The sequence below is a fragment of the Acidovorax sp. JG5 genome (assembly GCF_017939685.1).
Lineage (GTDB): Bacteria > Pseudomonadota > Gammaproteobacteria > Burkholderiales > Burkholderiaceae_C > Acidovorax.
Genome location: NZ_JAGKSE010000008.1, coordinates 124,989 through 150,288, shown reverse-complemented (window position 1 = coordinate 150,288; position 25,300 = coordinate 124,989). Strand labels below are relative to the sequence as shown.

General features: G+C 62.7%; 29 protein-coding genes. 4 read left to right on the top strand and 25 right to left on the bottom strand.

Annotated features, from left to right (window positions below; genetic code table 11):
• Positions 1-208: 208 nt before the first annotated feature.
• A complete protein-coding gene (locus tag J8G26_RS11095; RefSeq protein ID WP_210568955.1) occupies positions 209-2,107 on the top strand; it encodes an ATP-binding cassette domain-containing protein in 1,899 nt (632 codons plus the stop codon).
• 52 nt (positions 2,108-2,159) lie between these two features.
• On the opposite strand, the gene J8G26_RS11090 is transcribed toward J8G26_RS11095, so the two are convergent.
• From J8G26_RS11090 to J8G26_RS11060, 7 genes are all read right to left on the bottom strand, one after another.
• Positions 2,160-3,260, bottom strand: coding sequence for a chemotaxis response regulator protein-glutamate methylesterase (locus tag J8G26_RS11090; RefSeq protein ID WP_087743671.1), 1,101 nt, complete (start codon positions 3,258-3,260; stop codon positions 2,160-2,162).
• A 15-nt stretch (positions 3,261-3,275) separates the two neighbouring features.
• Positions 3,276-3,986, bottom strand: coding sequence for a chemoreceptor glutamine deamidase CheD (gene cheD, locus J8G26_RS11085; RefSeq protein WP_087743669.1), 711 nt, complete (start codon positions 3,984-3,986; stop codon positions 3,276-3,278).
• An 84-nt stretch (positions 3,987-4,070) separates the two neighbouring features.
• Positions 4,071-4,982: a CheR family methyltransferase gene (locus J8G26_RS11080; protein WP_210568954.1), complete on the bottom strand. Its 912-nt coding sequence runs from the start codon at positions 4,980-4,982 to the stop codon at positions 4,071-4,073.
• 108 nt (positions 4,983-5,090) lie between these two features.
• The gene (locus tag J8G26_RS11075; RefSeq protein ID WP_087748149.1) at positions 5,091-5,579 is read right to left on the bottom strand and encodes a chemotaxis protein CheW; all 489 of its coding nucleotides are present in this window, start codon (positions 5,577-5,579) and stop codon (positions 5,091-5,093) included.
• A 54-nt stretch (positions 5,580-5,633) separates the two neighbouring features.
• Entirely contained in the window at positions 5,634-7,760 is a 2,127-nt protein-coding gene (locus tag J8G26_RS11070; protein ID WP_210568953.1) for a chemotaxis protein CheW, read from the bottom strand.
• 39 nt (positions 7,761-7,799) lie between these two features.
• Positions 7,800-8,162 carry a response regulator gene (locus J8G26_RS11065; protein WP_086913393.1) on the bottom strand — a complete coding sequence of 121 codons (363 nt, stop codon included), beginning with the start codon at positions 8,160-8,162 and terminating at the stop codon, positions 7,800-7,802.
• A 49-nt stretch (positions 8,163-8,211) separates the two neighbouring features.
• The gene (locus J8G26_RS11060) at positions 8,212-8,658 is read right to left on the bottom strand and encodes a hypothetical protein (RefSeq protein ID WP_086913394.1); all 447 of its coding nucleotides are present in this window, start codon (positions 8,656-8,658) and stop codon (positions 8,212-8,214) included.
• 175 nt (positions 8,659-8,833) lie between these two features.
• On the opposite strand from J8G26_RS11060, the gene J8G26_RS11055 reads away from it, so the two are divergent.
• Both J8G26_RS11055 and J8G26_RS11050 read left to right on the top strand, forming a co-directional pair.
• Positions 8,834-9,946 carry an ATP-binding protein gene (locus J8G26_RS11055; RefSeq protein WP_210568952.1) on the top strand — a complete coding sequence of 371 codons (1,113 nt, stop codon included), beginning with the start codon at positions 8,834-8,836 and terminating at the stop codon, positions 9,944-9,946.
• Positions 9,943-10,572, top strand: coding sequence for a response regulator transcription factor (locus tag J8G26_RS11050; RefSeq protein ID WP_086913396.1), 630 nt, complete (start codon positions 9,943-9,945; stop codon positions 10,570-10,572). The genes J8G26_RS11055 and J8G26_RS11050 overlap by 4 nt, the downstream gene beginning before the upstream one ends.
• Here the strand turns inward: J8G26_RS11050 and fliR are convergent, their stop codons facing one another.
• The 13 genes from fliR to fliF all read right to left on the bottom strand — a co-directional run bounded on the left by fliR (position 10,573) and on the right by fliF (position 21,690).
• Positions 10,573-11,343: a flagellar biosynthetic protein FliR gene (gene fliR, locus J8G26_RS11045; protein ID WP_086913397.1), complete on the bottom strand. Its 771-nt coding sequence runs from the start codon at positions 11,341-11,343 to the stop codon at positions 10,573-10,575.
• Positions 11,344-11,499: 156 nt separating this feature from the next.
• Entirely contained in the window at positions 11,500-11,769 is a 270-nt protein-coding gene (fliQ, locus tag J8G26_RS11040; RefSeq protein WP_086913398.1) for a flagellar biosynthesis protein FliQ, read from the bottom strand.
• A gap of 12 nt (positions 11,770-11,781) precedes the next feature.
• On the bottom strand, positions 11,782-12,486 hold the full coding sequence (gene fliP / locus J8G26_RS11035; RefSeq protein ID WP_157896625.1) for a flagellar type III secretion system pore protein FliP: 705 nt from the start codon (positions 12,484-12,486) through the stop codon (positions 11,782-11,784).
• Between the two features lie 79 nt (positions 12,487-12,565).
• A complete protein-coding gene (locus J8G26_RS11030; RefSeq protein WP_086913399.1) occupies positions 12,566-12,910 on the bottom strand; it encodes a flagellar biosynthetic protein FliO in 345 nt (114 codons plus the stop codon).
• Between the two features lie 7 nt (positions 12,911-12,917).
• Complete coding sequence (gene fliN, locus J8G26_RS11025; RefSeq protein WP_086913400.1) at positions 12,918-13,358, bottom strand: flagellar motor switch protein FliN; 441 nt, start codon at positions 13,356-13,358, stop codon at positions 12,918-12,920.
• Positions 13,348-14,352 (bottom strand): flagellar motor switch protein FliM, encoded by a 1,005-nt coding sequence (gene fliM / locus J8G26_RS11020; protein WP_086913401.1) that lies wholly within the window; start codon positions 14,350-14,352, stop codon positions 13,348-13,350. Before fliM ends, fliN begins: the two co-directional genes overlap by 11 nt.
• An 18-nt stretch (positions 14,353-14,370) precedes the next feature.
• On the bottom strand, positions 14,371-14,937 hold the full coding sequence (locus J8G26_RS11015; protein ID WP_210568951.1) for a flagellar basal body-associated FliL family protein: 567 nt from the start codon (positions 14,935-14,937) through the stop codon (positions 14,371-14,373).
• A 222-nt stretch (positions 14,938-15,159) separates the two neighbouring features.
• Complete coding sequence (locus J8G26_RS19375; RefSeq protein ID WP_246881352.1) at positions 15,160-16,389, bottom strand: flagellar hook-length control protein FliK; 1,230 nt, start codon at positions 16,387-16,389, stop codon at positions 15,160-15,162.
• Between the two features lie 2 nt (positions 16,390-16,391).
• A complete protein-coding gene (gene fliJ / locus J8G26_RS11005) occupies positions 16,392-16,856 on the bottom strand; it encodes a flagellar export protein FliJ (protein WP_086913403.1) in 465 nt (154 codons plus the stop codon).
• Positions 16,857-16,876: 20 nt separating this feature from the next.
• A complete protein-coding gene (fliI, locus tag J8G26_RS11000; protein WP_210568950.1) occupies positions 16,877-18,283 on the bottom strand; it encodes a flagellar protein export ATPase FliI in 1,407 nt (468 codons plus the stop codon).
• Entirely contained in the window at positions 18,261-18,995 is a 735-nt protein-coding gene (locus J8G26_RS10995) for a flagellar assembly protein FliH (RefSeq protein ID WP_210568949.1), read from the bottom strand. Before J8G26_RS10995 ends, fliI begins: the two co-directional genes overlap by 23 nt.
• A complete protein-coding gene (gene fliG, locus J8G26_RS10990) occupies positions 18,982-19,977 on the bottom strand; it encodes a flagellar motor switch protein FliG (protein ID WP_210568948.1) in 996 nt (331 codons plus the stop codon). Before fliG ends, J8G26_RS10995 begins: the two co-directional genes overlap by 14 nt.
• A 27-nt stretch (positions 19,978-20,004) precedes the next feature.
• Positions 20,005-21,690 (bottom strand): flagellar basal-body MS-ring/collar protein FliF, encoded by a 1,686-nt coding sequence (gene fliF / locus J8G26_RS10985; protein ID WP_210568947.1) that lies wholly within the window; start codon positions 21,688-21,690, stop codon positions 20,005-20,007.
• Between the two features lie 173 nt (positions 21,691-21,863).
• Between fliF and fliE the strand changes: the two genes are divergently transcribed.
• A complete protein-coding gene (gene fliE, locus J8G26_RS10980) occupies positions 21,864-22,175 on the top strand; it encodes a flagellar hook-basal body complex protein FliE (protein ID WP_210568946.1) in 312 nt (103 codons plus the stop codon).
• Between the two features lie 5 nt (positions 22,176-22,180).
• Here fliE and J8G26_RS10975 read toward each other — a convergent pair whose 3' ends face one another.
• From J8G26_RS10975 to fliD, 5 genes are all read right to left on the bottom strand, one after another.
• Positions 22,181-22,516: a type II toxin-antitoxin system RelE/ParE family toxin gene (locus J8G26_RS10975; protein WP_210568945.1), complete on the bottom strand. Its 336-nt coding sequence runs from the start codon at positions 22,514-22,516 to the stop codon at positions 22,181-22,183.
• The gene (locus tag J8G26_RS10970; RefSeq protein ID WP_210568944.1) at positions 22,513-22,764 is read right to left on the bottom strand and encodes a type II toxin-antitoxin system ParD family antitoxin; all 252 of its coding nucleotides are present in this window, start codon (positions 22,762-22,764) and stop codon (positions 22,513-22,515) included. Before J8G26_RS10970 ends, J8G26_RS10975 begins: the two co-directional genes overlap by 4 nt.
• 83 nt (positions 22,765-22,847) lie before the next feature.
• A complete protein-coding gene (locus tag J8G26_RS10965; protein ID WP_210568943.1) occupies positions 22,848-23,156 on the bottom strand; it encodes a flagellar protein FliT in 309 nt (102 codons plus the stop codon).
• Positions 23,140-23,667 (bottom strand): flagellar export chaperone FliS, encoded by a 528-nt coding sequence (fliS, locus tag J8G26_RS10960; protein ID WP_246881350.1) that lies wholly within the window; start codon positions 23,665-23,667, stop codon positions 23,140-23,142. Before fliS ends, J8G26_RS10965 begins: the two co-directional genes overlap by 17 nt.
• Positions 23,668-23,765: 98 nt before the next feature.
• Positions 23,766-25,235, bottom strand: coding sequence for a flagellar filament capping protein FliD (fliD, locus tag J8G26_RS10955; protein WP_210568942.1), 1,470 nt, complete (start codon positions 25,233-25,235; stop codon positions 23,766-23,768).
• Positions 25,236-25,300 lie beyond the last annotated feature (65 nt).

Sequence of the window (25,300 nt, the reverse complement as noted above, 5' to 3'; positions counted from 1 at the left end):
CGCCTCCGAACAGCGAAGCCTGTGACTATAGCATGGAAATTCCTGAGAAGCCAATCCCCTATCAGCGCGCCATCCAACTACCTACATCTGCATTGTCAAAGTAGGCACCTCTCAACTTCGTTGTGCGGCGAAAATGATTTCGATGCACCATGGGTGACTGCCGCCCCCATCAAAGAACCGGTGGCGCCCCCTGATAATCAGCTCCACCATGGCACTTATCACCTTACTGGACGCCCAACTTGCATTTGGGCATGTCGCATTGCTGGATCACGCCGGCTTTTCCCTTGAAACCGCGGAGCGCATCGGGCTGATCGGACGCAACGGCGCTGGCAAGTCCTCGCTGCTCAAAATTCTGGGGGGATTGGCCAAGCCAGATGATGGCACCCTGCAGGTACAGCAAGGAGTGCGCATCGCCTATGTGGCGCAGGAGCCTTCCCTTGATCAGCAAGCCACCATTTTCAAGGCGGCGTCCGAAGGTTTGCAGCATGTGATTGCTGTCAGAGACCAGTATCTTTCTGGGGCGGAGGGGCTTGATCTGGACGCGCTCCAATCCGTGATTGAAGCCTATGACGCCTGGAACTGGGAGCAGCGCGTCGAAGAGACGCTGCAACGCCTGCATCTCGATCCGGATGCTGTCGTAGGCACCCTCTCCGGAGGCACCAAGAAGCGCGTTGCCCTAGCCCAGGCATTGGTGGCACGGCCCGATGTGCTGCTGCTGGACGAGCCCACCAATCATCTGGATCTGGACTCCATCGAATGGCTTGAAGACCTGCTGCTCGACTTTCCCGGCAGCGTTGTCACCATCACCCACGATCGGGCCTTTCTGGACCGGGTGGCCACGCGAATTGTGGAGCTGGACCGAGGGCAACTGCGCTCCTATCCGGGCAACTTCGCCCAATACCTTGTGCAAAAGGAAGAGCAACTCGCACAAGAGGCCGTCATTTCTGCCAAGGCCGACAAATTACTGGCGCAAGAAGAGGTATGGATCCGCCGGGGCGTGGAAGCGCGGCGCACCCGCAGCCAAAGCCGGATCACGCGGCTGGAGCATCTGCGCGCGCGCCGGGAAGCGCGACGGGATGTGGTGGGAAGCGTCAAGATGGACGTTGCCACGGGCTCACAAAATGGCTACCAGGGCAAGATCGTGGCCGAACTGACCGGGGTCAGCAAGGCGTTCGGCGACAAGACCATTGTCCGCAACTTCAGCGCAACCATCCTGCGCGGCGACAAGGTCGGGCTGATTGGTCCGAACGGGGCCGGAAAAACCACCCTGCTCAAGCTCATCCTGGGCGAACTTCAGCCCGATGCGGGACAGATACGCCAGGGCGCGAACCTCCAAGTGGCATATTTCGACCAGATGCGGCACGCCATCAATCTGGATGCCACCCTGGAAGACTTCATCAGTCCCGGCAGCGAGTGGATTGAAATTGGTGGACAGCGCAAGCACGTCAAAAGCTACCTGAGCGATTTCCTGTTTTCCCCTGCCCGCGCGCATTCACCCGTGAGGTCTCTTTCCGGCGGAGAGCGCAACCGGCTTTTGCTGGCGCGCCTGTTTGCGCGGCCTGCCAATGTACTGGTGCTCGATGAGCCAACCAACGACCTGGACATCGACACGCTGGACTTGCTGGAAGACCTGCTGGAATCCTACGATGGCACCGTATTTCTGGTGAGCCACGATCGCACCTTTCTGGACAACGTGGTGACCAGCACCATCGCGTTCGAAGGCGATGGCAACTGGCGTGAATACGAGGGCGGCGTGCAAGACTGGCTGATTCAATCCAAGCGAAGCCGGGCCCTGGCAGCGTCTGCCGCTGCTCCGAGGGAGAGCGCGGCAAATATTTCAAGCAAAATCACCCCCGAGCGCTTATCAGGCAAGCCCGAGCAGCTATCAAAAAAGAAGCTTAGCTACAAAGAGCAGCGTGAACTGGACCAGTTGCCACAACAGATTTCCGATCTGGAGGCCGAACAGAAAACCCTGCAGGACACGCTGGCCGACGGCACGCTGTACAGCCAGGACGCTGCCCGAGCCGCCGCACTCCATGCACGCGAAGGGGAAATCGAGGAGCAGCTGATGGCGGCACTGGAGCGTTGGTCAGCGCTTTCTGCCTGAACTCCTGGCCACCAGCCGCAAAGCGTGCGCCCCGCAGTGCGGTTTGGTTGGTTCAGATGCGATGGTGCAGGCGATTGGTGGCCCCGCGCAGGCGGGTGATCAACGCGGGGGCGATCTGGTTCAAAGGCAGCACCTCGTCTGCCGCACCATGCGCAATCGCTTCGCGCGGCATACCGAACACGATGCAGCTTGCCTCGTCCTGCACATAGTTGTAGCTGCCTGCATCTTTCATCTCCCGCATCGCCACCGCGCCATCGTTGCCCATACCGGTGAGCATGATCCCGAACGCATTGCGACCCACCACGGTCGCTGCCGATTTGAAGAGCACCTCCACCGAGGGCTTGTGTCGGTTGACCGGAGCGCCATCGTCCACCACCGCCACGTAATTGGCGCCACTGCGCGCCACATGAAACTGCGTGCCACCAGGGGCGATATAAGCATGCCCCGGCAAGATCCGCTCGCCATTGACGGCCTCCTTGACCGTGATCTGGCACAAACCATGGAGCCGCGCCGCAAAGCTGGTGGTAAAGCCAGGCGGCATATGCTGGGTGATCACAATCGCGGGTGAATCGGCCGGCATCTGCACCAGCACTTCGCGGATCGCCTCCGTGCCTCCCGTCGAGGCACCGATGCAAATCAGTTTTTCTGTCGACAGTCGCCCCAGCAACGCCGCTGCTGGCGCGGGGTGTGCCACCCCGGAGGTTGATGCTGCAGCCGCATGGCGTGGCGGTGGCGCGGCACGGCGTACCCGTGCCACCGCTGCCACGCGAATCTTGTCGACGATCAGGGAGGCGAGTTCATTGATGCCATTCGCCAAACCCACACGGGGCTTGGCCACAAAATCCACGGCACCCAGTTCCAGCGCCTTCATAGTGACCTCAGCGCCGCGCTCGGTCAGTGTGGAAATCATCACCACCGGCATGGGACGCAAACGCATCAATCGACCCAGAAAGTCAATGCCGTCCATGCGCGGCATTTCCACGTCCAGCGTGATCACATCAGGGTTTAGCTCGCGGATCATTTCCCGCGCAACCAATGGATCATTGGCCGTGCCGACACACTCCATATCCCGCTGGCGATTGATGATTTCGGCCAGCAAACTACGCACCAGCGCCGAATCATCCACTACCACCACCCGAATTTTCCTGTTCATTCCCTCACGCCTTCCTCAAAACAGATCCACCGACCCGCCCGATGTGGTCTTCGCGACAATGGCCGCATTTCCGCGCACCTCTTGGGCCACGAGCGTTTCGGGATGGGTATGCGCCAGCCGCTTCACCATGACTTTGCCAGTCACGGGGAAAAACACCACTTTGCGCGGATAAATATCCAGCACGTCCTCGGACATGATGGGAATACGCTCGGTCTGGAGATAGTTCAATACAAAATTCGTGTTGCGCTCACCCACGTTCATCGTGGTGAAGTTGTGCATCACCTGGGCACCGCCAAAAATCTTGGCCTGCAGCGTCTCGCGCCTGGCACCCAGCTTGAGCATTTCATTGATCAGCAACTCCATCGCGTAAGACCCATAGCGGCCTGAGACATCCGCCAGATCTCCGTCTGGAAGCATGAAATGGTTCATTCCTCCAATACGGGCTCGGCTGTCCCAAAGACACGCAGCAATGCAGGACCCCAGCACGGTCATGATGACCATGCTCTCGTCCGAAACGAAATACTCACCCGGCAACACCTTCACCGCGTTGTGCTGGAAGTGGTGATCCAGATAAAAGAACGATGCCTCACCAGACTTGCGTGCCCGAGCCTTCAACGCCTCCAGGGAAGACGCTTTTGCGACCGACGCGCCAGCAGTGGCGTAGATGTCTGCGCTCAAAGGAGCAATGCGCGGCGCGCGCCGCCGCTCGGTGGTGTCAAACGCCATGGAAAGATATCCCGGAAAGACCGCTGGCTAAATCGCGTTGGATCATTATTTGGTCACGGAAATTGCAAGGCATAGCAGATGCGCTCAACGCCGTTCGTACACCGTTTTGCCGCGCAGGGTGAAGAGGTCGCGGGATTCACTGAAGTTCTCCGCATGACCGACGAACAGCATTCCGCCGGGTTTGAGCACCCGGTGAATTCGCTCCAGCACTTTGCGCTGGGTCGGGGCGTCAAAATAAATCATGACGTTGCGGCAGAAGACCACATCGAAGGGTTCCCGGAACGGCCAATCATCGCGAATCAGGTTCACGCTCATGAACTCGATTGCCTTGCGCATCTCTGGTTTGGCGCGGACCATGCCTTCATTGCCCGCCTTGCCACGCAGGAAAAATTGGTGAAGACGCTCAGGGCTCAGCCCTTTGACATTGTCCAGACGATAGACACCTTGCGCCGCCGTTGCCAGAACACGAGAGTCGATGTCACTGGCCGTCAGTTGGAAGGGCGCATTCGGGCCGAGCGTTTCCAAGGCGGTCATGACAATGGAATAGGGCTCCTCCCCAGTGGAGGCGGCATTGCACCAGACACGCCACGGCGTGCCGGAAGGCTTGCTTTTCAGATGCGCGGCCAGAATTTCGAAATGGTGCTGCTCACGAAAAAACGCCGTCAGATTGGTAGTCAGGGCATTCACGAACTCTTGCCACTCGGGCCCGTCGTGGGCTTCAAGCCAGCTCAGGTACTCGTTGAAGCTCGTGTGCCCCGTCTCCCGAAGTCGGCGCGAGAGCCGGCTGTACACCATCGCGTGCTTGCCGTCGTGCAGGCTGATACCGGCACGCTGGTAAATGAGTCCCTGAACGCGCGCGAAATCGGCTGTGGTCCAGACAAATTCGCGCCCTTGCGACAGAGGGCCGGATGCCGCCGTTGCCCCAATGGCAGTATCCGCCTTGCTGGAGAGTGTCCGCGTTCGCGTCGAAGATGCAGTGCTGGTGGTCTGGGACATGTGTGGTTCCAACGGGAAGTCCTGTTCGCTCCATGGAGCCCCGTGAAGCATTTCACGGGCCTGTAGTTGCCTGAGACTCTGAGCCACCGATTGAGCGATGCGCCCGTTCTAATCGTCGGCAGCTACCAGCCCCATGTCCACACTGGACATCAGTTTCTCAATATCCAACAGGATGAGCATGCGCTCGCCCACCGAGCCCAGGCCAAGGATGCAGCTGTTGTCAATCGCGCTTTCGATATCGGGGGCTGCACGGACACTGCCGGACGCGAGTTCCATGACATCGCTGACCGAGTCCACCACAATGCCGACCACCCGCTGGCGCAGATTCAAAATGATGACCACCGTGAAGGTGTTGTAGTCTGCCTGCGCGCAGTTGAACTTGATGCGCATGTCCACAATGGGGACTATCGTACCCCGCAAATTGACCACGCCCTTGATGAATGGGGGCGCATTGGCAATGCGGGTGGGGGGCTCGTAGCCACGAATCTCCTGCACTTTCAGAATGTCGATTCCGTATTCTTCCTGGTCCAGCCTGAACGTCAGATACTCCCGGGCACCGGACGCTGTGGTTTCTTCTGATTTTCCCATCACACTCATGGTGATCTTTCCTTTCATGACAGCGCCCGCGACGATCTGCGCAGGCGCTATAACCTAGTGGCGTGCTCGCCGCACCAGCCCGCCGGTATCCAGAATCAGGGCCACGGTGCCGTCGCCCAAAATCGTGGCCCCCGATACATTGGGCACTTTGCGATAGTTGGATTCGAGGTTCTTGACCACCACCTGGTGCTGGCCCAGCAACTCGTCCACCAGAAGAGCCACACGGCTGCCATCGGCTTCCACCACCACCATGATGTTGCTGGATTTGCTGGCGTCGAAGCGGGGCACCTGGAATATCTTTTCCAGCGCAATCACGGGCATGTATTCGTCCCGCACCTTGACCAGCTGCGACCCTTGCGCGACAGTGCTGACATCTTCGGCCTTGACCTGGAACGACTCCACCACCGACGACAAGGGAAGAATGTAGACCTCGTCACCCACGCCGACCGACATGCCGTCCATGATGGCCAGCGTCAGCGGCAGCCGCACGGACACCCTCATCCCGTAGCCTTCGGCCGAATCGATTTCGACCGAGCCGTTGAGCGCCGCAATGTTGCGCTTGACCACGTCCATGCCCACGCCTCGACCGGACACATCGGTCACCTCATCGGCCGTGGAAAAGCCCGGTGCAAAAATAAGCTGCCAGACTTCGGCATCGCTCATGTGCTCGGACACATCAATGCCACGCTCCAGCGCCTTGCTCAGGATCTTTTCCCGCGACAGCCCTTTGCCATCGTCGCGCACCTCGATCACGATCGAACCACCCTGGTGGGAGGCCGAAAGGGTGATGGTGCCATGCTCCGGCTTGCCCTTGGCCAGGCGCTCGGCAGGCATTTCGATGCCATGGTCGCAGCTGTTGCGCACCAGGTGGGTCAAGGGGTCGGTGATTTTTTCCACCAGGCCCTTGTCCAGCTCAGTCGCCTCGCCCAGCGTCACAAGGTCCACCTTCTTGCCGAGCTTGTTCGCCAGATCGCGCAGCATGCGCGGAAAGCGGCTGAAGACGATGGACATGGGGATCATGCGGATCGACATCACCGATTCCTGCAGATCACGGGTATTGCGGTCGAGATCCGCCAGTCCCGCCAGCAATTGCTGGTAGGCGCCAGCATCAAGACCTCGGCTGTTTTGCGCCAGCATGGCCTGGGTGATCACCAGCTCACCCACCAGGTTGATCAGCTGATCGACCTTGTTCACGGCCACCCGGATCGTTGTCGATTCCATCTGGGCCTGGCTTTGCACCCTGGGCTCGGCTGCCTTGGGCGCCACGGGCTTGGCCCCGGTGGCTGCTGGCACCGCCGCAACAGGGGCTGCGGATGCACTGACAGGGGCTCCGGGCGCGTCCTGAAAAAACCCGTAAGGCACTTCGGCGGCATCACCGCCTTGCGCGGCCGTCTCGGCCGCGGCAGCACCTGTCGCCGCGGCATCGCTGATCACCACCTGCTCCTTGGCGACGTGGAACGCAAAAAGGTCCAGCAGATCGTCATTGGTCGATGTGGTCTCTACGGCAAACCGGCGCGTGGCAGGCTCCACCCCGGGCAGATCACTGATCGACCCGAGACCGGGGATATCGCGGAACAACTCCTTGATGGCATCCGCATGCTCGGGCCGCTCCAGCGGACCGATCTGGATTTGCAGCGTGCGCGGCTGCCCTGGCACCACTGCTGGCGCAGGCACGAACGCAGGTGCTGCCGCGACTGCCACCACCGCAGGCGCGGGCGCTGGAGCCACGGGTGCGGGCGCGGCCGCCCCCGGAACCCGGCCTGCAGCCAGTTCACTGATGCGGAGCACCAAATCCGTGGTGGAAACCGCCTCGCCCTGCTCTCCCGCCTGGTGGCGCGCCAGCAAACTGCGCGATGCGTCTGCAGATTCGAGCAATACGTCCACCATTTGCGGGATCGGCTGAAGTTCGTGGCGCCGAAGGCGGTCCAGCAGCGACTCCATCTGGTGCGTCAATTCCGCCACGTCGGCAAACCCGAACGTGGCGGAGCCACCCTTGATCGAGTGCGCGCACCGGAAAATGCCGTTGAGCTCTTCGTCGTTGGCATTGACCAGATCCAGATTCAGCAACATGTGCTCCATCTGATCGAGGTTCTCGCCTGCTTCTTCGAAAAAGATCTGATAGAACTGGCTCAGATCAAAATCTGCACCAGACCCCGATCCTTCTTGGTAGGTTTCCGCCATGGAGGCTCCTGTTGTCTTGCTTTCCTCTGTCCAGACGGATCAGCGAATGACTTTCTGAATCACTTCGATCAATCGGCTCGGATCGAAGGGCTTCACCAGCCATCCCGTGGCGCCTGCAGCGCGGCCTGCCTGTTTCATCTGGTCACTGGATTCAGTGGTCAGAATCAATATGGGAACGGTCTTGAATTTTGGGTGCTCGCGCAGCTTGCGTGTCAGGCCGATGCCATCGAGTCTGGGCATGTTCTGGTCAGCGAGCACCAGATGGATGTCGTGGGTTTCCGCCTTTTCCAGGGCATCCTGCCCATCCACGGCTTCCACTACATGGTAGCCAGCACCCGTGAGGGTAAAAGACACCATTTTTCGCATGGAAGGTGAATCATCTACGGCAAGGATCGATTGCATGTAAGGCTCCAACTGGCTTGAATGTATAGGTTAACCAACGAGATAAACGTCAAAACAGATCCACAGAACCCGCATCCATCTCGCTTTGGGTCACAGGATTGGGTCGGTCAGGTGCCATTTCGGCAAAGGGTGCAGCCTCTTCACCGTCCTCATGGCCCATGGCTTCCGAGGCAAGCCGAAAGGCGCACCCCTGGAGCACCTTGGTGGTATGCCAGATCAACTGCGACGCCATGTCCTGAAACTGCAACTCGGTCACGGCCCTGCGCAATGCGGTTCGTGCAGCCACCAGTTCCGGCGCATCGGTATCCACCACATCGGACAAGGCGGCATTGGCCTCTCCAAAGCGCTCCAGCAAGTTGTCCGTGGCGTGGTTCAGCAACCCTTCGAGCCGATGCAAGTCGTGCATGACCACCAGCAGAGAGTCCTGCAACTCCGCCGCGACCATGACGGGGACCTGTACTCCGGGTCCTCCGGAGGGTGTGAGCGTAGATTGCATCGTTTTTCCATCCCGGCAAATATTGCAAAGCACGCACAAAAGCAGATCCCGCGGAATCCGCCACCAAGCACCAGACGTTCACCCTGCACGGTGTTGGTCATCTGGCGCGTCGCGCCGCTTACCTTCCGCGAGATAACACTATTTGTTCCAATATGTATCCTATGATAGCGCCCCTATGGTCACAGCAATACCCGACCATCCCCTAAAGATCCTTCATCTTGAAGATTCTCTTGCCGATCACGGACTGGCCAAGGCGGCCTTGCGGCGCTCCGGGATGGCATTCACGCTCCAGCATGTGGATACGCTGGAAGCGTTCCAGACCCTGACGACAAGCGAGCCTTTCGACATCATCCTGGCCGACTACCGTCTGGCTGGTTTTACAGCCCTGGATGCATGGCGGCATGTTGCGCAATTGCCGCAACATCCGCCCTTTGTCCTGCTCTCCGGGGCCATCGGGGAAACAGCGGCTGTCGACGCCATGCGACTCGGAATTGCGGATTACCTGTCCAAAGACGACATGGTGCGCCTGCCCCACGTCATGGCCCGCGCCATCGAGGTCCACGAGGCGAGGACGATGCGTGAACACGCCATGGCCGAACTGGCCGCATCCCAGCGCCGCCTGGCCGAACTGACCGAGCACCTGCAAACATCCATCGAACAGGAGCGGGCGGCAATCGCCCGGGAAATCCACGACGATATCGGTGGTGCCCTCACTGCCGTACGCTTTGATATCGCCTGGATCGGGCGCCACACCCATGACCCGGCGATGCAGGAACATGCCACTGCTGCGGCCGAAATGCTCCAACATGCCATTGGCGCCAGCCAGCGCATCATGATGAACTTGCGCCCGCCCATTCTCGATCAGGGTCTGGTCGCTGCTGTCCAGTGGCTGGCCAGCAGTTTCGAGCGCCGCACGGGCGTCCCGACCGTGCTCCGTATGAGCAGCGCAGTGGTCAATATACCGGCCGAAGTGCAGTTGGTCGCCTATCGCACCGCCCAGGAAGCGCTAACCAACGTCGCCAAATATGCAGCGCCACAAAGAGTCCACATCGACCTGGCAGACAGCGAAGGCGTGCTGACCCTGGAGGTCGCCGACGACGGCTGCGGAATCGAACCTGCCATGCGCGACAAACCCAAGGCGTTTGGCCTGAAGGGCTTGCTGGAGCGGGCGCGCACCGTGAACGGCTGGCTGGACATCAGCAGCCAGCCCGGCAAAGGCACCAGCGTGATTCTCTCCGTCCCTATCGCGTCGCGCGACAATGCATCCGATGAAGGAGAGCCCCAGTGATTCATGTTGTGTTGTGTGATGACCATGCTGTCTTGCGCCGCGGCATACGCGATACGCTGGCCGAAGCACCCGACATCCTTGTCACCGGCGAGGCGGGGGGGTATTCGGAGCTGCGCGAGGTGCTGCGCGCCACCCCTTGCGATGTGCTGCTGCTGGACCTGAACATGCCGGGACGCAGCGGCCTGGAAGTGCTGGCCAGCGTGCGCGAAACCCACGCCAGCATCAAGGTGCTGGTGGTCTCGATGTATCCAGAAGACCAATATGCACTGCGCTGCCTGCGCGCCGGGGCGCAGGGATATGCCAACAAGGCCAGCGATCCGGTCGAACTTATTGCCGCGGTGCGCACCGTGATGCAGGGGCGCAAATACCTCACACCCGAGGTGGCCCAGATGCTGGCGGAAAGCCTGGCACAACCTGCACCCGAGGCGCCCCATGCCGCGCTCTCCGAGCGGGAGCTGCAGACCCTGGTCAAGATCGCCTCGGGACGCAAGCTGTCCGACATTGCCGAAGAACTGATGCTCAGCCCCAAAACCGTCAGCGTCTACCGCTCGCGCGTTCTCGAAAAGCTCAAGCTCTCCAACAACGCCGAGCTGACGGTCTACGCCATCCGCAACGAGCTGGTTTGACTACCGCTGGACCTCATAAAGATCCATGACCTGCTGCATCAACGCCAGCACCGGCTGCTCCAGCATGGGCAATGTAGCGGCAATACCGAGCAAGCCGACCGTCAGGGTTACCGGAAAACCCACCGCATAGATATTCATCTGCGGGGCCACACGGGAAATGATGCCCAGGGTCAGGTTGACAAACGTCAGCAGCGCGATCATTGGCAGCGCAATCCACAAAGCACTGGAAAACAGCGAGGACCCCAGTTCGTGCAGGTGCATCTGCCCCAGTGCCTGCAGGAAATTTCCGTCAGCGGGAAAACTGTCAAAACTCTTGACCACGGCCATCAACACCATCAAGTGCCCATTGATGACCACAAAGAGCAAGGTTGCGATGTTTCCGAAAAACCGTGCAACAGCGCTGACCTGCGCATTGCTCGTCGGGTCGAAAAACGAGGCGAAATTCAGCCCCATCTGCAGACCGATGATTTCACCCGCCAGCTCCACGGCAGTGAACACCAGCCGCACGGCAAACCCAATGGCCAGGCCCACCACCACCTGCTGGGCCACGGCCCCCAGGGCCTCGCGCCCGTTCACACTGATCACCGGCTGGTTGGTCAAAACCGCCTGCGCGCACAGCGCGACCAGAAAGGCCAGTCCCACCTTCACCCGCATGGGAATGGCGCGCATCGAGAACACGGGCGCTACCGTAAAAACGGCCAACACCCGCAAGAAGGGCCACAAAATGGGTGATATCCAGGCAACGAGCTGCGCCTCGGTGAAGGTGATCACGAAAAATCCACCATCCGAGCCGGAGTCAGGGGCGCGCCCCGGAAGAAACCCGCCGCCCGCATCACAATGCACCCAACGCCCGCGCAGAGCGAAGGCATCGGCACACACCCGAGCCATTGGCGCGGCATGCTCACCATCCCCAAGCGGTCTGCCACATCAGGCAATCACCGACGGTATCGATTCAATGGTCCGGCGGATGTAGTCCACCAGGGTGCTGATCATCCATGGGCCGGCCACCGCAAAGACCACCATGGCGGCGATGAGCTTGGGAACAAAGGCCAGGGTTGCCTCATGGATCTGTGTCACAGCCTGAAAGATGCTGACCACCAAACCGACCGCCATCACGACGCCCAGCACGGGCATGGCGATCATCAAAAGCAGGGTGAGCGCTTCGCGCCCCATGGTCAAAACCAGCTGAGATGTCATAAAACGGCGTCCTCAGGTCACAAAACTGGCCGCCAGCGAGCCAATCAGCAAATTCCAGCCATCGGCCAGAACAAACAGCATGAGCTTGAACGGCAATGCCACCAGCACGGGGGACAACATCATCATGCCCAAGGACATCAGGATGCTGGACACCACCATGTCGATGACCAGAAACGGGATAAAGATCATGAATCCAATCTGGAATGCTGACTTGAGCTCACTCGTCACAAAGGCAGGCACCAGCACCCGCAGCGGCGCCGTTTCGGCGGTGACCGTTGCGTCCAATCGCGCCAGGCGGGAGAACAGCGCAAAGTCGGACTGCCGGGTCTGCTTGAGCATGAACTCCCGCATCGGTGCCTCGGCTTTTTCCAGCGCCGCCTCGAAACTGATGGCGTTGGTGGTGTAAGGCACATAGGCATCCTTGTACACGCGGTCCAGCGTGGGCCCCATGACAAAGAACGTGAGAAACAGCGACAAGCCGATGATCACCTGATTGGGCGGGGCCGATTGCGTCCCCAGGGCCTGCCGCAACAGCGACAGCACAATGACGATGCGGGTGAATCCCGTCATCATCAGCAGCACTGCCGGCAGGAACGACAGCGCCGTGAAAAACAGCAATGTCTGGATAGGCACCGAGAAACTGGTGCCCGCGCTGCCCGATCCCACGAGCAAAGGTAATGAGCCCCCGCTTTGCGCAATGGCCGGTACATGCACCATGGCCAACGCAGCACATCCCACCAGCCATGCCGGCGGGCGCAGTGCCCCCCCCGCCCTGTTACGGCATCCGCCAGCCGCTTCAGACATGGGAAGCCTTTTCGGGGGTTTGTGCGGCCAGCGCCATGGCACCGGCAAACGAAGCCACAGGAGCAGCCTGCACAGCAGCAGGGGAACCCATGACATGCAGACAGGTAATGCTCTGGGCCGTCACGCCCAGCACCAGACAGGCGCGTGCCCCTTCGGGCCCCACCTCCACGGTCACCACACGCTGCTGGGGGCCCACCGCCACGGCGGACAGCACACGAGACGCAGCGCCGCCCGGGGCGCCACCCGCCGCATGGCGCAACTGCACTCGCCGCACCAGCCACGGCAAGGCCGCCATGACCGCCACGAACAGCACCACAATGACAAGCGTCTGCGTCATGCCGGCACTATCCACGGCTGACCCGGCGCAGGCGCTCCGATGGCGTCACCACGTCGGTGAGCCGAATGCCGAACTTGTCGTTGACCACCACCACCTCGCCCTGCGCGATCAGGTAGCCGTTGACCAGCACATCCATGGGCTCGCCCGCCAGCGCGTCGAGCTCCACCACCGACCCCTGGGCCAGCTGGAGGATGTACTTGATGGGCACCTTGGTACGCCCCAGCTCCACCGACAGCTGCACGGGAATGTCGAGCACCATGTTGATGTCGTTGACCGTTCCGTCACTGCCACCGGAGAACGGACGAACCGGTTCGCCGGACAACGGCCCCCCCTGCTCCGCGTCACCAGGCTTGTCATCGGTGCGCTTTTGCTCTTCGAGCGCTTCGGCCCAGCCGGCAAACGGATCGTCCGCGCTGTCTTTGCCTTCTTTATTGTCGTCAGTGGACATCTTTTTCTCCCATCCAGCTCATGTCCGCATTGCGCAGGCATTCTTCAATGCGGATCGCATATTTGGAATTGTGGGTGCCATACTGGCACTCAAAAATAGGCACTCCACCAATGGAGGCCCGAATACGGGGTTCCCGGTCCAGCTCAATGAAATCGCCGGGCTTCATGGCAAGCAACTGCTCGACGGTGGCATCCGCCCGCGCCAGCTCCGCCACCAGGGTCACTTCGGCCGCCTGGATTTCGCGCGTCAGCACCCGCACCCAGCGCCGATCCACCTCGATCGAGTCACCCTGCGTGGACGAATACAGCACATCCCGGATCGGCTCCAGGGTGGCATAGGGCATGCAGATATGGATGGCGCCCGAAAGGTCGCCGATCTCCAGCTGGAACGCCGTGGACACCACAATTTCACTGGGCGTCGCGATGTTCGCAAACTGGGGCTGCATTTCCGAACGCTGGTATTCCAGCTCCAGCGGATAGATACCGTGCCAAGCCTTCTTGTACTCGGTGCAGATCACATCGACCAGGCGATTAATGACACGTTGCTCGGTGGGCGAAAAATCACGCCCCTCAATGCGGGTCTGAAACTTGCCCACGCCGCCATACAGCGTGTCGATGATGCCGAATACCAGCGAGGGCTCGCACACGATCAGTCCACTGCCGCGCAGTGGGCGGATCGCCACAATGTTGAAGTTGGTGGGCACCGCCAGTTCGCGCAGAAAGGCGCTGTAGCGCTGCACCGAAACCGTGCCCACGGAGATTTCCGGGCTGCGGCGGATGAAGTTGAACAACCCGATACGGAAATTGCGCGCAAACCGTTCGTTGACGATTTCCATCGTCGGCATGCGGCCACGAACAATACGTTCCTGGCTGGAGATGTCATAGTTGCGGACAGCCCCCGCCTCGGCAACTTCCTCCACCGATTTCTGACTCTCTCCGGTGACCCCTTCCAGAAGGGCATCGACCTCTTCCTGGGAAAGAAATGAATCACTCATGGGGAAATCCTTACCAGCTCACTGGATGATGAAACTGGAAAACAACACCCGCTGCACAGGGTTCTTCTCGACCTTGCGGCGCGGGGCGGGTTCTTCCACGTCGTCGTCCTGCACTTCGCGGCGGGGCTTGGCCGACGACACCGGGTAACCCAGCGGACGGGACACTTCGCGCAAGATATCGGAGGCCAGTTTTTCCTTGCCCTCCCGCTGCAGCAGCTCTTCCGAGGTGCGCTGCGAGGTCAGCAGCAGAATTCCGCTGCGAATGCTGGGAAGGTATTGCTTGATCTGCTCGGCGGTCTTGGCGTCCGCCACTTCCAGCGTGATACCAATTTGCGCAAAACGGTCGCCACCAGGGTCGGCGAGATTGACCACCATGTTCTCCATGGGCAGGAACGTGGGCACCACCTTGACCGCCTCCTTGCGCTCAGGCGCCGAACCATCGTCTTCTTCGGCATGGGACCGGCTGGCAAGGAACCATGCGGCGCCAGCGCCCACAAGGACCAGCAAGACAAGCACGGCGCCGATCACGATCAGCTTCTTGCTTTTCGCCGGGACCGGTGCGGCAGCGGGAGTGGTGGCAGACACGTTGAAAATTCCTTGCGGTAGAAAGCATGCAGCGTCCGCGTCCGAAGGAACGCACGATCAACTGGAAGCCCATTATTGGGCGAGGTGCCAACCAATAATAGCCAGAATAAAAGCCCAAAACCCCGGCATTCCGCCACCTCACGCCAAGAGTTCAGCGGGACCATTCCGTAAAAATAAGCGTTCCCCCTGCCTGCGCGCCCCAGTGTCGGGGGGGCCAAGGCATCACACAAAGATGTCCACGGCCCGCTCAGGCGCATCGCCAGGGCGCCGCACCGTTGCCACGGCAGCCGGCACCGACGCCACCACCTGTGTGCGCCGCTCGCCTTCCCGGCCCTGGCGCTGTCCGGAGTCGTTGGGCGAAGCGCCATCGCGCGCCGTGGTTCCCACCGTGGTGCCCGCCAACACCAGACCCTCATCGCGCAGCAGATCCCGCAACTGCGACATGCTCGAATCCAGCAACTCGCGGGTCTGCGCCTGATCGCTGCGAAACGTCACATGGGCCTCGCTGCCCGAGAGCGACACGGTCACCTGCACCGGCTGCCCATCGCGGTCCAGTGTCATTTCGGCGTTCTGCGTTTTCTGGTTCACCCAGTAGGCCACCTGGTCCGCGACCTGCTCTTCGGCCCCCGCCTGCGTCGGATCCGCAAATGCGGCAGCACCGTCCACGCCCGCCGCCTCCGGCCCGGTGTGGGCTACTCCCCAGTCGCCCCATGCGGCCTCTGCGGAAGGGCGGCCACCTGCGTCACCACTGGAAGCACTGCCTGCGCGTTGGGGCACCCGGCTTTCAGCAAAGGCGTCCAGCGCGATCGCCGGTGCAGCGCCGCCCGGCCCGCCCGCCAACTCGCGCCCGTCGCGCAAGCCTGCGTCGGGCAACGGACCACCCAGGGCACGCGAATCCACGACGGCCTGAGCCCCCTGTGCTGCAACAGCAGTCATCGTCAATGCCTGCTTTTTTTCTGCCCCAATGACGCCAGCCACCGAACCCGGCAATTCACCCCCTTGCGACAGCGCATTCTGGATGCGCGAAAACATGCGGCTGTAGCCCGCCACGGCGCCGCCGGGCGGCTTCACGCCCGATACGTCCGCAGCGCCATCGAGCATGGCGGTCTGCGCCACCAGGCCATCGGCGGCGGGCAACCAATCGGAACCGGGCACACCCCCAGCACCAAGCGTTGCCGCAGACCCGGGCACCGCCCCAGGCGCCAGCAGCCCCTGCCAGGCGGCCATTGAAGCCGGGTCGGCATTCAGAAGTGCGGGGTCTCCCGCACTGTCTGGGGCAGCCCCATCACCCGGTACCGCGCTGTCCAGAGCCGCCAGCAACGCCATAAACCCGCCCTGGGCCGAGGGGTCCACAGGGCCACCGGCTTGCTGCGCGTTCCCTTTCGCGCGCGTGGACTGGGTACCCTGGGCGCCCTGGCCGCCTTGCGGGGCAGAGATGCGTGTTGGTTCCATTTTCAATACTCCTGGCCATGCGGGCCATTGATCGCATTGCGCACCTGCATCGAGGCGCGCTCATCGGTTTGCTTCTGCTCGCGCCGCATCTGCTGGCGTTGGTGATCTTGCTGGCGCTTTTCCACCACCTTGCGCAAGCTGGCCAGGCGCAACTCTGCATCGAGCAAGTTGCGGGTGGCGTCCTGCACCCGGCTGGCGTGCTCACCCACCACCGTGGTCTGCAGACCCGCAGCATGGCCCAGGCGGTCCATGAACTGGTAGTGGTGGAACATCACCTCGGGCTGCACGGCGGCGTCCGCGCGCATGCCCCAGCGACCTTCGGTTTCCCGTGCATAGCCCTGCAGCTGGTCCAGCTGGTCCTGCGCGGCTTGCTGCGCGCCCTGCGCATCCTGCAACAGCCGCCGGGCCTCATCGCGCTTGCGCGAGGCCACTTCCACGGCCACCGTCAGGGCGTTCAGGGTTGACATGGTGACTCGCTTCCCGTCAGTCAGCGGTCGAGCACCGCAGCCATGCCGCTGAGGCATTGCTCCATGGAGGCCGCATCAAACATGTCTTGCTGCAGGAAGGCGGCCATCTGGGGTTGCAGGCGGATCGCTTCATCCAGCGCCGGATCGGAGCCGCTCATGTACGCCCCCACCTGCACCAGATCCCGGCTCTTCTGGTAGCGCGAATACACCGCCCGAAATCGCCTGGCCAGGTCGAAGTGCCCGCGCGACACCACGTTGTGCATCACCCGCGAGGCAGACTGCTCGATATCGATGGCCGGAAAATGCCCCGTTTCGGCCAGCGCCCGCGACAGCACAATGTGCCCGTCCAGAATGGCCCGCGCCGCATCGGCGATGGGGTCCTGCTGGTCGTCGCCTTCCGACAGCACGGTATAGAAAGCGGTGATGGAGCCCACGCCATGCAGCCCGTTGCCGCTGCGTTCCACCAGCGCAGGCAGCTTGGCAAAACACGACGGCGGATAGCCCTTGGTGGCCGGTGGCTCGCCAATGGCCAGCGCGATCTCGCGCTGGGCCATGGCATAGCGGGTCAGCGAATCCATGAGCAGCAGCACATGCTTGCCCTTGTCGCGAAAATGCTCTGCCACGGCCGTGGCATAGGCGGCCCCCTGCATGCGCAGCAGCGGCGGCGCATCGGCCGGCGCCGCCACCACCACCGATCGCGCGCGGCCATCCTCGCCCAGAATGTCTTCGACAAACTCCTTGACTTCGCGCCCCCGCTCGCCAATCAGCCCCACCACAATCACATCGGCCTGGGTGTAGCGGGCCATCATGCCCAGCAGCACGCTCTTGCCCACGCCCGAGCCCGCAAACAAGCCCAGCCGCTGCCCCCGCCCCACGGTCAGCAGGGCGTTGATGGCGCGCACACCGGTATCCAGCGGTTCGCGCACCGGGTCCCGGTCCATGGCATTGATCGGGCGGCGGTCCATGGGCTCGGAGACCACATCCTGCACCGGGCCGCCATGGTCCAGAGGCTGCCCCTGCGAATCCACCACGCGCCCGAGCAATCCGTCGCCCATGGGCAACCGCAGCACACCGGCGCGATGCACCGGGCGCGGTGGTTCGCCCAGGCGCGGCATGGGGATGTAGGGCGCCGCAGGCACCACGCTGGCGCCACTGGACAGGCCATGGATATCCCCGGCGGGCATCAAAAAGGCCCGGTCGGCAGAAAAGCCCACCACCTCGGCCAGGATGGGCGCGTGGCCCGGCATCTGCACCATGCACTGCGAGCCCACCGGCACGCGGATGCCGGCAGCCTCCAGCACCAGACCCGTCAGGCGCGTGAGCGTGCCCCGCGTTTCCAGCGGCACGCCCGCCTGCACGCGTGCACGGGCATCGTCCATGAAACGCGTCCAGGCAGAACCCGGCTCAGCGGTCGTTGCCATCGCCATCCCCGCCGTCCTGCCACGCAGAATCGAGCCCCAGCGCCGCCACGGCCCGCTGCCAGCGCTTGTCCAGGCTGCCATCCACCACCGTGCCGGCCGACTCCACCAGACAGCCGCCAGCCGGCACCGCGGCGTCCGCCATCCACTGCACGGCGGCGCCATCCCACTCTTCGCGCAACGGCGCTGCCAGCGTTTCCATGTCCGCAGGGTTCAGGCGCACCAACGCCGGGCGCCCCTCGGATACCAGCATGCCCACGGCCTCGCGCACCACCGGCTGCACCGCGTTCGGGTTGACCGACAACTCATGCCGCAGCACCTGGCGGGCAATGTCACTGGCCAGGTGCAGCATGTCCTGCGCCATGTGCTGCTGCATGTCGGCCAGCGAGGCCTGCAGCGACTGGACCACGGCGTTGAGCCGCTGGGCCGCTTCCTGGCCCTGGTTCGCCACGTAGCCGTCCATGCGGCGCTGCCATTCCAGCGCGGCCTGCGCCTCGCCCTGGGCCACGCCCCTCGCATAAGCCTCATCGCAGGCCTCCTGCATCAGGGCCTGCTGCTGCGCCTCGTCAAGTGCAGGCGGCAACTCTGGCACAGCCTCGGCGTCGGGCGTGGGCTCTACCAGGCCAGAGCCGTCCATCGCACCGAACTTCCAGTGGGTGACATCCCCCACCTCTTCGCTGGGGATGAAGCGGGAATACACCCGCTGGTTAGACGAAGGCATCGTCACCGCCACCGCCAATCACAATCTGGCCCTCGTCGGAGAGACGGCGCACCGTCTTGAGGATTTCCTTTTGCTGGGCTTCCACTTCCGACAGGCGCATGGGGCCACGCGATTCCAGGTCTTCGCGCAAGGCCTCTGCCGCACGGGTGGACATGTTGGACAGGAATTTCTCGCGCAATTCGGGCACCGCGCCCTTAAGGGCCACGATCAGCGTCTCCGACGCCACTTCGCGCAGCACCGTCTGGATGGCCTTGTCATCGAGCTTGAGCACATCCTCGAAGATGAACATCTTGTCCATGATCTTCTGGGCCAGGTCGGGGTCGTATCCGCGAATGGATTCGAGCACCACGCTGTCCATGTTGCCGCCCAGCATGTTGATGATCTCGGCCGCCGCCTTGACGCCGCCCAGCGAGCTCTTGCGAATCTTGTCGCCACCCGCCAGCACCTTGAAAAGCACCTCGTTCAGGTCTTTCAGCGCGGTCGGTTGAATGCCTTCCAGGGTGGCAACGCGCAGCAGCACCTCGCTGCGCTGGCGCTCCGAGAAGTTCATCAGCACGGCAGCGGCCTGGTCGGAATCGAGGTGCACCAGAATGGCCGCCACGATCTGGGGATGCTCGTTGCGCAGCAGTTCTGCCACCGACAGCGGGTCCATCCACTTCAGGCTTTCAATGCCCGAGACGTCGCCACCCTGCAAAATGCGGTCGATCAGCAACCCGGCCTTATCGTCGCCCAGCGCCCGCTTGAGCACCGCGCGCACATAGTTGCCGGTGTCGGACACCAGCAGGCTTTGCGCCGCTGCGGCGTTCGAAAACCGGTTGATCACCATGTCCACCTTGTCGCGCGACACCGAACGCATGCGCGCAATGGTCTCGCCCAGCTTTTGCACCTCTTTGGGCGAGAAGTGCTTGAACACTTCGGCCGCCTCTTCCTCGCCGAGGGACATCAGCATGATGGCGGCGTCGTTGAGGCCCTGCTCATCCATAGATAAGTTGTCCGTTCAGATCCGGATTCAGACGGGGTCGCCGTTCACCCAGGTTTTCAGAATATTGGCCACGGCCATGGGGTTCTCCTTGGCCAGCCGGCGTGCATCTTCCAGCTGCATCTGCTCGGGCGTCACCGGCAGCAGCTCATCCTTCCTGGTCGGCGCCGGCAAGGCGGGCCGCTCGGGCTGCTCGGCCTCCAGGGCGTCCAGCGTGCCACCGGCTACCGCAATGGCCCGGGGCCGCGCCGCGCCCTTGAGGGCCGGCCGCACCAGCCCCAGCAAAACCAGGGCCGCAAACAGCACCGCACCCACGGGCCAGGCAAAGCTCTTGGCCAGGTCCAGCATTTCGGGCTGCTTCCACAGCGGCACATCGTTGACCGGCGCCACATCCACCTGGAACGGCGTGTTCATCAGGTTGACAGAATCCCCGCGCTCCTTGTTGAACCCGATGGTTTCGCGCACCAGCGCCGTCATCTGCTCCAGCTGCTCGGGCGTCAGCGCCTTGGCTACGGTCTTGCCCTTGTCTTCGGCCGACTGGTAGTTCACCACCACCGCCGCACTCAGGCGTTTGACGGCGCCGCTGCCGCCCCGCGTCACGCGGACGGTTTTGTCGACTTCGTAATTGATCGTCGACTCGCGCTTGCCCCCAGCACCCAGGGCACCCTGCGGCTGGCCGTTGGCAGCGGCCAGCGGCGGATTGGCGCCGTTGATGGGCGCGGCAGACGGCGCGGGCGGCTGGTTAGAGGCGGCGCCGGGCACGCCAGTGGGCAGCGCGCCGCCCTGGGGGCCATTGCTTTCCACCACCTGCTGGCTGCGGATGGCGCTGGCATCGGTAGCCAGATTGGGGCGGTGCTGCTCAGAGGTGGACTCGGTCTGGGTGAAATCGACCTCGGCAGACACCTGCGCCTTCACGTTGTTGCGCCCCACCACGGGCTCCAGAATCTCCATGATGCGGCGCGTGTATTGCTGCTCCAGCTGCTGCACATACAGCAGCTGCTGCGCATCCACGCCGGTGCCCGATGCGGCGTCGGGCGACTGCGACAGCAGCTTGCCCGTATCGTCCAGCACGCTCACGGCCGATGGCGCCAGCTCGGGCACGCTCGACGCCACCAGATGCACGATGCCCGCCAGCTGCGCCCGGTCGAGCACGCGGCCCGGGTGCAGGCTCACCAGCACAGAGGCCGAAGGCTTTTGCTGCTCCCGAAAAAACCCGTTCTGGTTGGGCAGCGCCAGGTGCACGCGCGCGCCCTGCACCGACGACAGCGCCTGGATGGAACGGGTCAGCTCCCCCTCCAGCCCGCGCTGAAAATTCAGCCGCTCCTGGAACTGCGTCATGCCAAACTTGCTCGACTCCATCAGCTCAAATCCGGCCACCGAGCCCTTGGGCAGCCCCTGCGTGGCCAGGCGCAGGCGCACGTCGTGCACGCGGTCGGCCGGAATCAAAATGGCGCCGCCGCCATCGGCGTGCTTGTAGGGCACGTTCATCTGCGACAGCTGCGCCACGATGGCGCCCCCATCCTTGTCATTCAGATTGGCAAATAGCACCCGGTAATCGGGCTGGCGGCCCAGCACAATGGCCGCAACGGCCACCGCCACCAGCAGCGCCACGCCCACGCCCAGCCGCATGCGCTGCGCCCGGTCGAGCGCCGACAGGCGCGGCAGCCAGCCAGAGCTTGCAGGGGGAGTGACGGGGATTTCAGCAACTGCAGACATTTCGCTTTCCAGTAGGGCAGGCACGGCGGGCGCACCTTGCGTTGACTCGATTATTCGGGCGCATCACCCGGACGTTCGCTGGATAAGCCGCGCATTTGACCATCAATTCCCCCGGATGGCCGGCGCCCCAGGGCCTAGTATTGCGCCATCCCCCCTTCCCGCCCCACACCGCCATGGACCTCCGCATTTCAAGCTCTACCGCCCCCCTGTCGGGTGCCGGCCTGGCGCGCCGTGCCGCAGCGCCCCAGGCCGAAGGCAACGAGGTCGGGTTTTCGGGGGCGCTCAAAGGCGCACTGCAATCGGTCAGCGCGGCCCAGAACCACGCCTCCGGCCTGCAGCAGGAAGTGCAGATGGAAAACCCCTCCGTCAGCCTGGAGCAGACCATGGTGGCCATCCAGAAAGCACAAATCGGTTTTCAGGCCACGCTGCATGTGCGCAACCGCATGGTGCAGGCGTATACCGACATCATGAACATGCAGGTGTAAACGCCTCAAGTACCAAACTCGTCGGGCTCCTGCATCCACGCGGGTATATCGCGTCGGCCGTGCAACACCCGCCAGACATCAATGTGGTCGGCGCGTTCAACATAAAACACCACATGGGGATACCGCGCCAGCGACCAGGAGCGCAGCCCTGGAATGCCCAATGCATGTGCATAGCGGGGCGAACCCGTTGCAGGGTGGCGGCCGATGTGGGCATAGGCCTGCTCCAAGGCATCAATCCATCCGAGCGCGGCTTGCTCGGCATCTTCACTCAGGTAATACGCGATGGCGTCGTCCACATCGCGGTGCGCCTGCGCACGCGGGATAACGGGCTTGGGCATCACCCCCGAACGCCAGACTGGCCCGCCTTGCGAACCCGGTCGCGCAGACCGCCAAAGTAAGCCGCATCGGCCGGGGCCGTGGGCGCAGATGCCGCGCCCACCAGCAGCAAGCCGCGCAGCTGGAGCCGGTCTTGCTCCTTGCGGATCAACTCCCGCATGTATTCACTGCTGGTGCCGTAGCCGCGCTGGCTAACCTGTTCGTCCACAAAGGTCTTGAGGGCGTCGGGCAAGGAAATATTCATCGTGCTCATGCACAAAGCATAGAAACTTTGGCAAAAATTGGCAAGACACCAGCCAACCCCGTTGCAGGGCCGGCCCCTCAAAACCCGGTGCCTCAATGCACCATCTGCGACTGGCCTTCAAACATGTGTTCCACCTGCGCCAGCCAGGGCTCGGCCAGGCAGCGGATCTGGGCGTCGTTGCGCAAGATGCGCTGCATGATGCGGGTCTTTTCCTTGCGCTGCTCGGGCGGCAGGTCCTGCGCTTGTGCCTCGTAACGCAGCTGCTCGATCAGCACGGCGCAAGCGCTCTCGTAGCGCACCACGCCATCCCAGTCTTTGGCGCGGGCAGCTTCCAGCATCTTGAGGCTGCTGTCTTCAATGGCCTTGTAGTAGTCAATCAGCACATCAGGCTCCCTGGGCATAAGCCGCAGCACCGGCAGACACCATACGGCGCAGCGCCATGCCTGAGGTCACGGCGGGGCGCATCGCCACGGGGGCAGCCACCGGCTCGGGCGCCATGGCGGCGGCCTGGTCGCCAATCTGCTTCCAGCTGTCGGCCACGGGAGCAATCAGGCGCACCACCTCGGCGAGCGCGTCGGCATCGTTGTGCAGATTGGCCTGGGTCAGGCGGCGCACACAGTAGTCATAAAGGGCCCGCATGTTGGCTGCCACCTCGCCCCCGCGCTGCATGTCCAGCCCGCCCTTGAGGCCCTCATCCAGAATGCGCACCGCACGCCCCACCTGCTGGCCAAAAGTGGCGATGTCCTTGCGCTGCAGCGCGCCACTGGCGTGGTTGACGGCCTGGAGCAGGCCATCGAACAGCATCACGATCAGCTGGTGCGGGCTGGCGCTTTGCACCACGGTTTCCACACTGGAGGCTTGGTATGCAGTGGCAGCACGGGAGAAGGCGGGAGTAAACACGGTGGCATCCATAGCGGGTTGTTCTTGTTGTATTTATCGGCTGTGCGGCGCCAAACTCAAGGTTTTTTGCCAAAAACTTCTGCGCTTTCGGCTGAGCGCCCATCGCGCCATCATTGGGTGGGCTTGTTCCACTGCTCGACCTGCTGAGTGATGTAGCTGTTGAGTGAATTCATCTTGTTCATCGTCGCGTCCAGCGCCGAATACTGCTTGCGGATGCGCGCTTCCCAGTTGTCCACCCGGGCCGTCACACGCTCCTGCTCCTTGGTCAGGGTCGTCTTCTGGTTATTCAGCGCCTCCGACTTGGAAGCAAACGTGCCCCCCGTACCCAGCACCGCATCGGTCATGCGCTTGAACTTCAACGCCACCCCCTCGGTGGCCGCGTCATCGGTGCTGGCGGTGAACAGCGAGCGCACGGCGCCCACATCGGCCAGCGCCGCCTTGAGCTTGCTGCTGTCGATTTCAAGATTGGTTGACGTGACCTTGCCGCCCACGCTCTTGGGCACGCCAATGCCAATGTCCGACAAGCGCCCGAACACGCCGCCGGCACCCGCCGCATCGCCCACCATGCGGCGCATCTGGTTTTGCAGCGCCAGCACCGTCGAGTCGCCCTGCAGCAGCGAGCCGCCCTCGCCGGCCTTGGCCGTGCTGTCGTAGCCCGTCAGGTTGGTGATCATCTGGTTGGCCGCGTTGTAGGCCGACACAAAGCCCTCCACCGCCTTCTGCATCGATGCGGTGTCGTCCTTCACATCCACCTGTACCGGGGCGCCGGCGGTGGTTTTCTGGTTCAGCGTCAAGGTCATACCCTCTACCGCAGAACTCAGCGTATTGCTGGCCGACTGCACGGCAATGCCGTTGATGGCGGCCTTGGCATCGGTGGCGTACTGCATGCTGCTGGCGCCCTGGTCCAGCACCAGGGTGCTCAGGGCCACCTCGTCAGCCTGCAGCGGCGGGTCGGCGGCATCGGCCGTGGTCATCTGAAAACCCATGGCCTCGCCGGTGCTGGCGGACTTCAGCAGCAACTGCGGCCCCCCGGTGCCCGCCACCACGGTGGCCGTCACGCCCGCCTTGGACTGGTTGATTTGTGCGGCCACGCCCGACAGGCTGGAGCCGGCATCAATCTTGATATCTACCGCCGCGGCGCCGCCAGGCACAAACTTTTTGCCAAACGGCTCGGCTGCGTCGTCGCTCCAGGTGCCCAGCTGCAAGGTCAGCGTGCCGCCGCCCAGGTTTTTGCCCGCCGGCAACACGGTAGAGGCCGACACCTGCGCCTGCGCCAGCTGGGTCACCTCGACCGAAAACGAGGTGACAGCCGCGCCGCTGGAGGCCGAGGCCGACACCGCCGCGCTGTTGGACGAAGTCACCGTGCGCGCCGTCCAGGTGGACGACTGCGACAGCTTGGATGCCGCATCGGCCAAACCAGAAAACAGCGACTGCACCTGGCCATAGGCCGAAATTTTGGTGTCCACCAGCGACGCTTTGCTTTGCAGCAGCGTCAGCGGCCGCTCTTCAATGCTGCGCAGTTGCGTGACGATGGTGTTCACGTCCAGGCCACTGCCCAAACCGACTGAAGTGATTGCCATGATGTGACCTCCGGTGATGCCCTGCCTGCGCCCTTGCCAGAACCGCCATCATGACAGGACGACGG

Bases quoted from the DNA above. Each gene is read 5' to 3' on its own strand.
- J8G26_RS11090 (WP_087743671.1), bottom strand. From the start codon at position 3,260: ATGAACAGGAAAATTCGGGTGGTGGTAGTGGATGATTCGGCGCTGGTG.
- J8G26_RS11060 (WP_086913394.1), bottom strand. From the start codon at position 8,658: ATGCAATCTACGCTCACACCCTCCGGAGGACCCGGAGTACAGGTCCCC.
- fliP (WP_157896625.1), bottom strand. From the start codon at position 12,486: ATGGTGCATGTACCGGCCATTGCGCAAAGCGGGGGCTCATTACCTTTG.
- fliF (WP_210568947.1), bottom strand. From the start codon at position 21,690: ATGTCTGCAGTTGCTGAAATCCCCGTCACTCCCCCTGCAAGCTCTGGC.
- J8G26_RS19375 (WP_246881352.1), bottom strand. From the start codon at position 16,389: ATGGAACCAACACGCATCTCTGCCCCGCAAGGCGGCCAGGGCGCCCAG.
- J8G26_RS11075 (WP_087748149.1), bottom strand. From the start codon at position 5,579: ATGAGTGTGATGGGAAAATCAGAAGAAACCACAGCGTCCGGTGCCCGG.
- J8G26_RS11070 (WP_210568953.1), bottom strand. From the start codon at position 7,760: ATGGCGGAAACCTACCAAGAAGGATCGGGGTCTGGTGCAGATTTTGAT.
- fliI (WP_210568950.1), bottom strand. From the start codon at position 18,283: ATGGCGATGGCAACGACCGCTGAGCCGGGTTCTGCCTGGACGCGTTTC.
- J8G26_RS10965 (WP_210568943.1), bottom strand. From the start codon at position 23,156: ATGCCCAGGGAGCCTGATGTGCTGATTGACTACTACAAGGCCATTGAA.
- fliN (WP_086913400.1), bottom strand. From the start codon at position 13,358: ATGTCCACTGACGACAATAAAGAAGGCAAAGACAGCGCGGACGATCCG.
- J8G26_RS11080 (WP_210568954.1), bottom strand. From the start codon at position 4,982: ATGTCCCAGACCACCAGCACTGCATCTTCGACGCGAACGCGGACACTC.
- fliG (WP_210568948.1), bottom strand. From the start codon at position 19,977: ATGGATGAGCAGGGCCTCAACGACGCCGCCATCATGCTGATGTCCCTC.
- fliD (WP_210568942.1), bottom strand. From the start codon at position 25,235: ATGGCAATCACTTCAGTCGGTTTGGGCAGTGGCCTGGACGTGAACACC.
- fliM (WP_086913401.1), bottom strand. From the start codon at position 14,352: ATGAGTGATTCATTTCTTTCCCAGGAAGAGGTCGATGCCCTTCTGGAA.
- fliE (WP_210568946.1), top strand. From the start codon at position 21,864: ATGGACCTCCGCATTTCAAGCTCTACCGCCCCCCTGTCGGGTGCCGGC.
- fliS (WP_246881350.1), bottom strand. From the start codon at position 23,667: ATGGATGCCACCGTGTTTACTCCCGCCTTCTCCCGTGCTGCCACTGCA.
- J8G26_RS10995 (WP_210568949.1), bottom strand. From the start codon at position 18,995: ATGCCTTCGTCTAACCAGCGGGTGTATTCCCGCTTCATCCCCAGCGAA.
- J8G26_RS11095 (WP_210568955.1), top strand. From the start codon at position 209: ATGGCACTTATCACCTTACTGGACGCCCAACTTGCATTTGGGCATGTC.
- fliJ (WP_086913403.1), bottom strand. From the start codon at position 16,856: ATGTCAACCCTGAACGCCCTGACGGTGGCCGTGGAAGTGGCCTCGCGC.
- J8G26_RS10970 (WP_210568944.1), bottom strand. From the start codon at position 22,764: ATGAGCACGATGAATATTTCCTTGCCCGACGCCCTCAAGACCTTTGTG.
- J8G26_RS11065 (WP_086913393.1), bottom strand. From the start codon at position 8,162: ATGCAATCGATCCTTGCCGTAGATGATTCACCTTCCATGCGAAAAATG.
- fliQ (WP_086913398.1), bottom strand. From the start codon at position 11,769: ATGACATCTCAGCTGGTTTTGACCATGGGGCGCGAAGCGCTCACCCTG.
- J8G26_RS11030 (WP_086913399.1), bottom strand. From the start codon at position 12,910: ATGACGCAGACGCTTGTCATTGTGGTGCTGTTCGTGGCGGTCATGGCG.
- J8G26_RS11055 (WP_210568952.1), top strand. From the start codon at position 8,834: ATGGTCACAGCAATACCCGACCATCCCCTAAAGATCCTTCATCTTGAA.
- cheD (WP_087743669.1), bottom strand. From the start codon at position 3,986: ATGGCGTTTGACACCACCGAGCGGCGGCGCGCGCCGCGCATTGCTCCT.